The 10,161-nt window shown below is 57.5% G+C and carries 10 protein-coding genes; 8 read left to right on the plus strand and 2 right to left on the minus strand.

The annotated features are described in order from the left end of the window. The 3 genes from KVT38_RS32235 to htpG form a co-directional block, all read left to right on the plus strand. Window positions 1-1,086, plus strand: a 1,086-nt coding sequence (locus tag KVT38_RS32235) for a GntT/GntP/DsdX family permease (RefSeq protein ID WP_217597855.1), incomplete at its 5' end; no start/stop codon positions are given. 45 nt (window positions 1,087-1,131) lie between these two features. Next, the gene (gene gntK / locus KVT38_RS32240) at window positions 1,132-2,679 is read left to right on the plus strand and encodes a gluconokinase (RefSeq protein ID WP_217597856.1); all 1,548 of its coding nucleotides are present in this window, start codon (window positions 1,132-1,134) and stop codon (window positions 2,677-2,679) included. Between the two features lie 254 nt (window positions 2,680-2,933). Then, window positions 2,934-4,814, plus strand: coding sequence for a molecular chaperone HtpG (gene htpG, locus KVT38_RS32245; RefSeq protein WP_217597857.1), 1,881 nt, complete (start codon window positions 2,934-2,936; stop codon window positions 4,812-4,814). Between the two features lie 125 nt (window positions 4,815-4,939). On the opposite strand, the gene KVT38_RS32250 is transcribed toward htpG, so the two are convergent. After that, window positions 4,940-5,158: a DUF2188 domain-containing protein gene (locus KVT38_RS32250; protein WP_217597858.1), complete on the minus strand. Its 219-nt coding sequence runs from the start codon at window positions 5,156-5,158 to the stop codon at window positions 4,940-4,942. A 192-nt stretch (window positions 5,159-5,350) separates the two neighbouring features. On the opposite strand from KVT38_RS32250, the gene KVT38_RS32255 reads away from it, so the two are divergent. The 4 genes from KVT38_RS32255 to KVT38_RS32270 all read left to right on the plus strand — a co-directional run bounded on the left by KVT38_RS32255 (window position 5,351) and on the right by KVT38_RS32270 (window position 8,860). Continuing rightward, window positions 5,351-6,307 carry a 3'-5' exoribonuclease YhaM family protein gene (locus KVT38_RS32255; RefSeq protein ID WP_217597863.1) on the plus strand — a complete coding sequence of 319 codons (957 nt, stop codon included), beginning with the start codon at window positions 5,351-5,353 and terminating at the stop codon, window positions 6,305-6,307. A 76-nt stretch (window positions 6,308-6,383) separates the two neighbouring features. Beyond that, window positions 6,384-7,493, plus strand: coding sequence for a PdaC/SigV domain-containing protein (locus KVT38_RS32260; RefSeq protein WP_217597859.1), 1,110 nt, complete (start codon window positions 6,384-6,386; stop codon window positions 7,491-7,493). 179 nt (window positions 7,494-7,672) lie between these two features. Next, window positions 7,673-8,185, plus strand: coding sequence for a WGxxGxxG family protein (locus tag KVT38_RS35090; protein ID WP_254639727.1), 513 nt, complete (start codon window positions 7,673-7,675; stop codon window positions 8,183-8,185). A gap of 195 nt (window positions 8,186-8,380) precedes the next feature. Further along, on the plus strand, window positions 8,381-8,860 hold the full coding sequence (locus tag KVT38_RS32270) for a C40 family peptidase (RefSeq protein ID WP_217597860.1): 480 nt from the start codon (window positions 8,381-8,383) through the stop codon (window positions 8,858-8,860). A gap of 52 nt (window positions 8,861-8,912) precedes the next feature. On the opposite strand, the gene KVT38_RS32275 is transcribed toward KVT38_RS32270, so the two are convergent. After that, window positions 8,913-9,752 carry a sugar phosphate isomerase/epimerase family protein gene (locus KVT38_RS32275; RefSeq protein ID WP_217597861.1) on the minus strand — a complete coding sequence of 280 codons (840 nt, stop codon included), beginning with the start codon at window positions 9,750-9,752 and terminating at the stop codon, window positions 8,913-8,915. Window positions 9,753-9,883: 131 nt separating this feature from the next. On the opposite strand from KVT38_RS32275, the gene KVT38_RS32280 reads away from it, so the two are divergent. After that, window positions 9,884-10,161 (plus strand): hypothetical protein (locus KVT38_RS32280; RefSeq protein WP_217597862.1); only part of this gene is annotated, 278 nt, incomplete at its 3' end.

Below are 10,161 nucleotides of genomic sequence, written 5' to 3' on the forward strand. Positions count from 1 at the left end.
GAGCGAATCGCGACGACGCTGATCGACCGCTTCGGCGAAAAAAGGGTCCACTGGGCGATGATGATCGTCGGCTTTATCGTCGGCATCCCCGTCTTTTTCGAGGTCGGCGTCATCTTGCTCATTCCGATCGTGTTTATCGTCGCACGCAAAGTCAATATGCCGCTCCTGCAGATCGGCATCCCGGTGCTGGCCGGCTTGTCTACGGTGCATGGACTCGTGCCGCCGCATCCGGCGCCGATGATCGCCATTGACGCGTTCAAAGCCGACCTGGGGAAGACGATTCTCTACTCGCTTATCATCGGGCTGCCAGCCGCGATCGTCGCGGGGCCGCTGTTCGGCAAATGGATCGGCAAGCGGATCGCCGTCTCGCCGCCCGAAAATCTCGCCAAGCAATTCAGCTCGCGGGAGACCGGCGACCTCCCGGGATTCGGCATTACATTGTTTACCATTCTGTTGCCTGTTATTCTAATGCTGGCGGGATCGATCGCGAGCATCGCGGATCCGCAAGCGGTCAGTCCTGCGACCCGCTTTTGCGCGTTTATCGGCAACGAAGTCGTCGCGCTGCTGATCGCGGTCGTGTTCTCGCTGTTCTCGCTCGGCTTTGCCAGAGGCTTCTCTAAAAGCGACATATCCCGGTTCACGCACGAATGCCTGGCGCCAACCGCTTCGATCATCCTGATCATCGGCGGCGGCGGCGCCTTCAAGCAGGTGCTGATCAACAGCGGCGTCGGCGACGCGATCGCGGCCATCGCCACTCAGGCGAACGTGAACGTCCTGCTGTTCGCCTGGCTGGTTGCAGCCTTGATCCGCGTAGCCACCGGCTCCGCGACCGTCGCGATGACGACGGCGGCCGGCATCGTCGCGCCGGTGCTTGCGTTAAATCCGGGCGCCAACGTCGAGCTGGCCGTACTTGCCACGGGAGCGGGCTCTCTCGTATTGTCCCACGTCAACGACGCGGGATTTTGGATGGTCAAGGAATTTTTTAACATGTCGGTCCCGCAGACGCTGAAGTCGTGGACGGTCATGGAGACGCTGCTGTCCGTCGTCGCGCTTGCGCTTATCATGCTCGTCAGCGTCTTTGCGTAGGCCGCTCCGCCGTTTTTTATTTACGATAGGAAAGAAGGTCGTACCATGCATGCTTCCAAGTACATGATCGGCGTCGATATCGGCACCACCAGCACAAAGTCCGTGCTGTTCGAAGAGAGCGGCAAGCCCGTGGCGCAAGCGACGATCGAATACCCGCTCTATACGCCGTCACCGGTCGTCGCCGAGCAAGATCCCGACGAGATCTTCCGGGCCGTCGTTCAGACGCTGCGAAGCGTGATGGACCGCAGCGGCATCGATCCCGGTCTCGTGCTGTTCGTGTCTTTCAGCTCGGCGATGCACAGCCTGATCGCCGTGGACGGGGAGGGCCGTCCGCTTACGCGAAGCATCACGTGGGGAGACAATCGCAGCGCTGCGTGGGCGGAGCGTCTGCGGGAGGATGGCTCGGGACATGCGATTTATTTGCGGACCGGCACGCCGATCCATCCGATGTCCCCGCTGACCAAGCTGATGTGGCTGCGCGAGTCGCACGGCGAGCTGTTCCGGACCGCGCGCCGGTTCATCTCGATCAAGGAATACGTATTCGCCGAGCTGTTCGGCGAGTACGTCGTCGACCATTCGATTGCGTCCGCGACCGGACTCATGAACCTGGAGCGGCTGGATTGGGACGAGGAGGCGCTCGCAGCGGCAGGCGTGACCGCGGATCGGCTGTCGCAGCTCGTGCCGACGACGCATGCGCTCGCCGGCTTGCAAGGCGATTATGCCCGGCAGACGGGGCTTGCGGCGGACACGCCGTTTATCGTCGGCGCCAGCGACGGCGTGCTGTCGAATCTAGGCGTCGGCGCGATCGAGCCCGGCGTCGTGGCCGCGACGATCGGCACGAGCGGCGCGATCCGGACCGTGACCGACCGTCCGGCCGTCGATCCGAAGGGCCGTACTTTCTGCTATGCGCTCACCGAGCGCCATTGGGTGATCGGCGGCGCGGTCAACAACGGCGGCGTCCTGCTGCGCTGGGCCCGGGAGGAATTCGGATCGTCAGTGTCCGAGACGGCCAAGCGGCTGAGGATGGATCCGAACGACCTGCTGATGGACATTGCGGCCAAGGTGCCTGCGGGGAGCGAGGGTCTTTTATTCCATCCATATATGACCGGGGAGCGCTCGCCGCTGTGGGACGCGAACGCTAGAGGCTCGTTTTTCGGACTTACGCTGCATCATGGCAAGGAGCATATGCTGCGCGCCGTACTCGAAGGCGTCATTTTTAACTTATATACCGTATTGCTCGCCGTCGAAGAGCGGATCGGCCGTCCGCGCCGCATTCACGCGACTGGCGGCTTTGCGCGGTCCGCGCTGTGGCGGCAGATGATGGCCGATATTTTCGACCAGGAGCTGGTCGTGCCGGAGAGCTTCGAGAGCTCCTGCCTCGGCGCGGCCGTGCTCGGACTGTTCGCGACCGGACGGATCGGCTCGCTGAACGTCGCGGCCGGCATGGTCGGCGCGACGCACCGGCATGTGCCGGATCCGGCTCACGCGGCCGTTTATCACAAGCTGCTGCCGATTTTTATCGGCGTCTCGCGGCGCTTGAAGGACGAATATCGGGCCATCGCGGCATTCCAGCGCGAGCTCGCGGGAGAATAGTCGGCTGCGAGTCTTGCGGCCGCACGATGCGCTTCGCCATGACAACACGCGCGTGTAGCCATGGCGAGGCGCTTTTCTTCTGTCCGGAGAGCGGCGCCCCGCTCGTCGGGCGTTTTGCGGAACATTTCGCCTCGGCGCAGGACCGTCTTCTTATTGACTTTACCAAGAATCCAATGTTATAAAAAAGAAGGAAATAGCACTCTCGGCGAGAGAGTGCTAACACTATGCGGAGCATTGAAGGAGAGAGTAGAGCGATGGAAAAGAAACCGTTCCAGGCCGAATCCAAACGGCTGCTGGAGATGATGATCAACTCCATCTATACGCAGAAGGAGATCTTCCTGCGGGAGCTGATCTCGAACGCGAGCGACGCCATCGACAAGATTTATTACAGGGCGCTCACCGACGACAAGCTCGTATTCAACAAGGACGACTATTATATTCAAGTGATCCCCGACAAGGCCGCGCGTACCCTGACGATTCGCGATACCGGCATCGGCATGACCCAGGAGGAGCTGGAGACACATCTCGGCGTCATCGCGAAGAGCGGCTCGCTCGCCTTCAAGCAGGAGAACGAATCCAAGGAAGGCCATGACATCATCGGTCAGTTCGGCGTCGGCTTCTATTCGGCGTTTATGGTCGCGGACAACGTCACGGTCGTCAGCCGCGCGCTGGGCAGCGATACCGCTTACAAGTGGGAATCCGACGGCGCTGAGGGCTATACGATCGAGCCTGCGAGCAAGGATGACGTCGGCACCGAGATTACGCTCAAGATCAAGGACAATACCGAAGACGACAGCTATGACGAATACCTCGAGGAGTACCGCCTGCGTTCCATTATCAAGAAGTACTCCGACTTCATCCGCTACCCGATCAAGATGAATGCCACCAAGAGCCGGCTCAAGGAAGGCACGGAGAACGAGTACGAGTCGTACACCGAAGAAGAGCGCGTCAACAGCATGGTGCCGATCTGGCGCAAAAACAAGAGCGAGCTTACGGACGCGGACTACGAAAACTTTTACAACGAAAAGCACTACGGCTTCGACAAGCCGCTGAAGCATATCCATATTAGCGCGGACGGCGCGATCGTATACCAGGCGATCCTGTACATTCCCGAGAGCATGCCGTTCGACTACTATTCCAAGGAATATGAAAAGGGTCTCGAGCTGTACGCGAACGGCGTCCTCATCATGAACAAGTGCGGGGACCTGCTGCCGGACTACTTCAGCTTCGTCAAAGGCATGGTCGATTCGGAGAGCCTGTCGCTCAACATCTCCCGCGAGATGCTGCAGCACGACCGCCAGCTCAAGCTGATCGCCAAAAACATCGAGAGCAAGATCAAGGGCGAGCTGACGCGGCTGCAGCGCGACGACCGGGAGAAGTACGAGAAGTTCTACCAGGCGTTTGGCCGCCAACTGAAGTACGGCGTCTACAGCGACTACGGCATGCACAAGGACACGCTGCAGGACCTGCTCATGTTCTATTCTTCCAAGGAGAAGAAGCTGGTCAGCCTCGAAGATTACGTCTCCCGGATGCCGGAGGAGCAGAAGTACATCTACTACGCGACCGGCGATTCGAACGAGCGCATCGCGAAGCTGCCGCAGACCGAACTGGTGGCGGACAAGGGCTACGAGATTCTGTACTTCACCGACGATATCGACGAATTCGCGATCAAGATGATCATGAAGTACAAGGAAAAGGAATTCCGCAGCGTGTCGAGCGGGGATCTGGGCATCGAGACCGAGGACGAGGCCAAGGAATCGCAGCAGGAGCAGCAGGACAACGAAGGGCTGTTCGGCGCGATGAAGGAGCTGCTCGGCGACAAGGTCAAGAGCGTCAAGGCGTCCAAGCGTCTGCGTTCGCATCCGGTCTGCTTGTCCACCGAGGGCGAAGTGACGATCGAGATGGAAAAGGTGCTGCGCATGATGCCGAACAATCCGGACGTCAAGGCGGACAAGGTGCTTGAGATTAACACGCATCACGACGTCTTCAAGTCGCTCAAGAGCGCATTCGAATCGGACAAGGAAAAGCTCGGCCTGTACACGGCGCTGCTGTACAACCAGGCGCTGCTCATCGAGGGGCTGCCGATCGAGGATCCGGTCGAATTCACGAACGACATTTGTAAGGTTATGGTTTAACGCTGAATCGGGTATACGCCAAGTCGGCGAATGCGCAAAAAACGGGACCCGGCAGATCGCTGATCTGTCGCGTCCCGTTTTTCTTTTTCTTGCGTAACATCGACTCTCGGTGCAGCGTGACGGACTCAGCCTTTCGGCGGATAGGGGTCGTGGCCGTGGCTGTCCTTCGTCTGTATGCGGCCGTCCTTGCCGTGAATGACAAGCTCCGAGCGCTGCTCCTGCGCCAGCTTGCGGGCCGCCTGTACGGCCTCCTGCTTTGTATTCGTCACGACCTCCGGCCGGCTCGAGCCTTCGCCGCGTACGGCCCAGCCGTTTTCGTGAGGCACTACGTGCTGATTCGGCATCGCCTGTCAACTCCTTTACGTTTTAACATTCATTAGCCAACATCGGGTTCGTCCAAACAGTAGACTGCGAAGACGCGAAAAATCGCGATCGCCGTCAACTTTTTGCGCCGTCGTATCGTCTATTAAGAGATTAGTAGGGTCTTGGCGATTCTGCTATACTGTCTGCAAAAGAAGGAAAGCAGGGATGCCTACGTGACGTTAATCAGGGAAATGAGCAGCGGCAGCGAGTTCGTCGGCTTCTATCTGCTGCGCGAATTCGAGGTCAAGCAAACGAACGGAACGCCGGCCAAAGACTACTTCGACATCGTGCTATGCGATGCGAGCGGCCAGCTGCCCGCTAAATATTGGGATGTGTCCCCGGCCGAAAAAAGCCTGTTCGCGCCGATGGGACTCGTCAAGGTGCAAGGCGTCGTCCAGCTCTACCGCGAAAAGCTGCAAATCAAAGTCAACCGGATTCGTCTGGCCGTCGAACAGGACGGCGTCGCGATCGCGGACTTCATCAAGGCCGCACCGATCGCGGCCATCGATCTCGTACACACGATCCAGCGGACGGCCTCCGAGATCGTCGACGCGGAGCTGCGCGGGCTTGTCGACTACTGTCTGGCGAAGGTCGGGGACAAGCTGTCCCATTATCCCGCCGCCAAAACCCATCACCACAATTATTATGCCGGATTGGCCTACCATACGGTGCGTATGCTGGAGATCGGCGACTTTTTGTGCCGCCAGCGTCCCTTTTTGAATGCCGATCTGCTGCGCGCAGGCATCCTGCTGCATGATATCGCCAAGACCGAGGAGCTTACGGCGAACCTGGGTATCGTATCCGAATATAGCGTTCAAGGTCGATTGATCGGTCATATCGCTTTGGCGTCCACCTGGGTGACCGAAGCGGCGCTCAAGCTCGGCATCCCCGCCGACTCGCCCAAGGTCGTCGCGTTGCAGCATTTGATACTGTCGCATCACAATCTGGGCGAGTGGGGCAGCCCCGTTCAGCCGCAGACGGCCGAAGCGATCGCGCTCCATTATATCGATTCGCTCGATGCCAAGCTGCAGATGGCGGAGGACGCGCTGGGCGCGCTCCCGGACGGCGAATCGTGGACGCCGATGATCAGAGGATTGGAGAACAAAGCGATTTATCGAACGGCTTTTTAGCTTGGGCCGCAGCTTGAGGCGGAATATCGGGTAAAGGCTGGAAGACTTAAAATCTCGGCAAGAGGAGGCCGCAAATATGTCTGTCCATCGCAAAGGAACTTCTTCTTTGATGCTCCGCAGGGCGAAAATCGCCGCTTTAGCCGCCGTACTGGCGGTCGCGGGACTTGCAGGCGTCAACGGGGCTTCGCGCGCCGATGCAGCCTCGTCCGAGCAAGCTTTGCAAATTTCGGCACGGCCGTTCGCGATCGAAGGCAAAAAAGTGTATCTGCCTGCCGCGATCGTGAACGGAGAATCGTATATCGGTCTCCGTTCGCTGAACGATCGGCTTGGCATCAAGACCGCTTGGGATCCGAAGTCGCGGGAGACTACGCTGACCGGCCGCGGCCGTACGATGCAGCTGTCGCCGGCATCCGGTTACCGGCTGAACGGCGAGCGCTTGTACGCTTCGCCTGCGTACGTTCAAGCCGGCTCGACGTTTGTGCCGCTGCGCTTCGTCCTCGAGAGCTTCGGCTACAGCATCGGTTACGAGGCTTCCACCAAGACCGTATCGATTGCGCCTATCGCAGAGAATAAATTGAGCTGGACTTCGGCACAAATTAACCATAGCGCCTCCAAGCTGTCGTTGACCGTATCCTATCCGGTATTTTCCGATTTGGAAAACGAGGATGCGCAAGCTAAAATTAACGCCAAGCTGAAAAGCGAAGCGGAAAAGTACGCGGCTAACGGCCGCCAGACGATTGAGCAAGCCGCCAAAGATAATGCCGAGGCCGAACAAAGCTATCCGGACACCGAATTTCCTCCCGTGGAATTCGAAGGCATTTACACGATCTCCAATAACGAATCGGGCCTGCTTAGCTTGTACGTGGACTATTATGTTTATACGGGCGGGGCGCATGGCGGCACCCAACGCGTGCCTTATACGTTCGATCTGAAGACGGGAGAGCAGCTGTCGTTGAAGGATGTCGCGGGTGCAAGCGCCGATTATGTCTCGATCATCAATGGCGCGATCCAAACGCAAATCAAACAACGCAAGCTGGAACTGTTGACGCCATTTAAAACGATCGAAGCCGATCGGCCCTTTTTCCTAAGACATGGGTCATTGGTCGTTTATTTCGAGCAGTACGAATATACGCCTTACGCAGCCGGCATGCCGGAGTTCGAGGTACCGCTGACTGTGTTTAAGTAATGAGCGTTTTTATGCTTTTATAATGCGGGATTTTACACGCGTTAGGACATGCTGCCTGTGAAGGGCCGGATTGAGCGGAATGGCATTTTTCTCACGGTATGCGCTCGGGCGATGCGAGGGACATTACAAGGGCATTCGCGCTTGGACTTGTCAATCCCATTCCCGAGGAGGAACACATTTTGAATTCGACGCTTCGCAAAGCAGCAGCTTGCACGTGTTTGTCCATGTTTCTGGCCGTTCCTGCCTATGCCACTTCGGTATCGACGGCCGTACCGAGCCCTTCGCCGACGACTTCCGCTTACGGCACGACGGGCGGTTACGGCACGACCGGCGGCTACGGCATGAACGGCACCTATGGAACGAATGGCACGACCGGCATGTACGGCACTGGCGATACCGGCATTTCCGGCATGGGGACGGGCGGCACGATGGGCGGCTATCGTACGAATTCGACAGGGACCGGCGGCACTTACGGCACCGGTACGACGTCGAACAATTACAACGCCCGCAGCTACACCGGCTACAATACGCCTTCGACGACCGGCACGTACCGCGCGCGGTCTACGGACGGCACTTACAGAGCCAAAGCGACGGACAACAACCGCGGCTCGAACTGGGGCTGGCTCGGCTTGCTGGGATTGCTTGGACTTGCAGGTATGCGTTCGCGCCACACGAGCGACGATCGCCGTTAATAACAACGAACCGCCGGAAGCCATTTCCGGCGGTTTCCTTATGATTAACTTTTTCTCACGCTATTTTAACAATCCGCGTTTTAGCGGCTTTTGAAGCGGTTTTGCCTTCTTTTTGGGAAAAAGAGGGTGATTCAGATGTGTTAAGATCAATCCCAAGCAAGATTAACCTAACATTGCACCGGAGGATCTTAACTTATGAACGTTCGCAAGCTCATCAAGCCTGTCGTTTCCGCCGTACTCGCCGCCGGTTTGTTTTTTGGAGGCGCGTCTGCGCTGGGAACTTCCAAAGCTTCCGCCGCTACCCCCGAGTCGCTCGAATTGCTCTCATTCGGCAAGCAGTACATAGGCACGCCTTATCTTTACGGCGCAGCCAGCGGTTTGACCTCCGCTTTCGATTGCTCGTCGTTCGTACAATATATATTCGGCAAAGAAGGCTTGACACTGCCGCGCACGGCTGCCGCCATGGCCGGCAAAGGCACCAAAGTCGCAAAGGCCTCGCTGAGCGTCGGCGATCTCGTCTTTTTCAGCTCCTCGAACAAATGGATCGGCCATGTCGCGATTTACGCAGGCGGCGGCAACATCCTGCACGCCAGCACCAGCCAGGGCGTCACCGTATCGAGCATGAACAGCGCCTATTGGAAATCCAAGTACGTCACCGCCAAAAGAATATTGTAACTCGCCTATTACAAAATACAGCCCCGCATGCCGAGCATGCGGGGCGACTCGTTTATTGCGCTTCTTTTAAATTCTCTTGAACGATCGTCTTGATACGTTCCAACCCTTCCCACATATCTCCCGGACCGTCGTAAATCAACACGTAAGCCCCGTCGAAGCCGCTTCGGATCGATCTGTCCAGGCACCGTTCGAACTCCGGGCGATCCGGCAAACCCTGATCGTAGTACTGCGCTTTGGCGTGTACGGACACGCTATGATTCAGGATCGTATCGAGCTCATCGTACTTGCGCGGGCCCGAGAAATTGCCGAAGTCCGTGATCCATTGCACGTCCGGTTCGGTTAACGTGATGAGCTCGCGGCATCGGTCTCCGGTTGCGGTTAACGCTTTGAAGTTTTCGGTAACGACGTTTACGTTTTTCTCTTTTGCGTAAGCGGACAATTCGCGAAGATGCCGGGCGGACTGTGCCAGCGTCGTTTCGTCCGATGCGTCGCGTTCGCCGGCGACGATTCTGATTTGTTTGGCTCCGGCGCTTGCAGCCGCGTCGATCCATGTGCGCATGAGCGTCAGATCCGCAGCCAGTCTGATTGGATCCGTCGCCGTCAAGTCCCCGTAATCCAGCAGCAGCGTATCGAAGCGGACGCCGGACGCATCGAAGGCTTCCCGCAGCCGGGCCAGATAATCGAGTTCCATGCTTGGAAAGTGGAAGTGACAGATCTCCACGGCTGAATAGCCTCTTTTCGCGGCTTCGGCAGGCAGCTGAAGCAACGTCAATATTTGAGGCTGGTGCTGTTCGTTTACGATGTGACGCGCCTCGTCGGCATCCCAAGCCGTCCACCGGAGCGGTCCGAGCAGTCGATGCAGGCTCCATGTGCTTAACGATAAATAGGCCAAGCGCTACTCGCCTCGCTTTCTTTCTATATAGAAGAGTAAGTTCACGTCTACAGCATAGCATCGAACGGAAAGAGCGCCATCGCGATTTTTGCTCATTCCTTACGTATTCATGGTCAGATGAGAGGGAACATATGTATTTTGAAAAAAGGGGTTGCGCTGTGGGCGGTCGATGTGTTAAATTACTTCTTGTGCCTTTTGCAACGCACGATAAATACAGTTCGGAACAGTTGATGAAAGATTCTAAGTTTCGGATGGTTGAAAAAAGTGTTGCAAAGTGTCGCGAGGTTATGATAAGATCTAATTCCTGCCTCGGAAACGAAGCGGACAAGCAAAGACAAGATTGCTCCTTGAAAACTGAACATCGAGCGTTAAAACAAACGGACGCTGAGGCCTCTGGGCCGAAGCGAAA

The organism is Cohnella sp. GbtcB17, assembly GCF_019091135.1.
In the GTDB taxonomy this organism is placed as follows: Bacteria; Bacillota; Bacilli; order Paenibacillales; family Paenibacillaceae; genus Cohnella.

Excerpts from the sequence above, each read along its gene's own strand:
- KVT38_RS32270 (WP_217597860.1), top strand. The coding sequence starts at position 8,381 with ATGAACGTTCGCAAGCTCATCAAGCCTGTCGTTTCCGCCGTACTCGCC.
- KVT38_RS32260 (WP_217597859.1), top strand. The coding sequence starts at position 6,384 with ATGTCTGTCCATCGCAAAGGAACTTCTTCTTTGATGCTCCGCAGGGCG.
- htpG (WP_217597857.1), top strand. The coding sequence starts at position 2,934 with ATGGAAAAGAAACCGTTCCAGGCCGAATCCAAACGGCTGCTGGAGATG.
- KVT38_RS32250 (WP_217597858.1), bottom strand. The coding sequence starts at position 5,158 with ATGCCGAATCAGCACGTAGTGCCTCACGAAAACGGCTGGGCCGTACGC.
- gntK (WP_217597856.1), top strand. The coding sequence starts at position 1,132 with ATGCATGCTTCCAAGTACATGATCGGCGTCGATATCGGCACCACCAGC.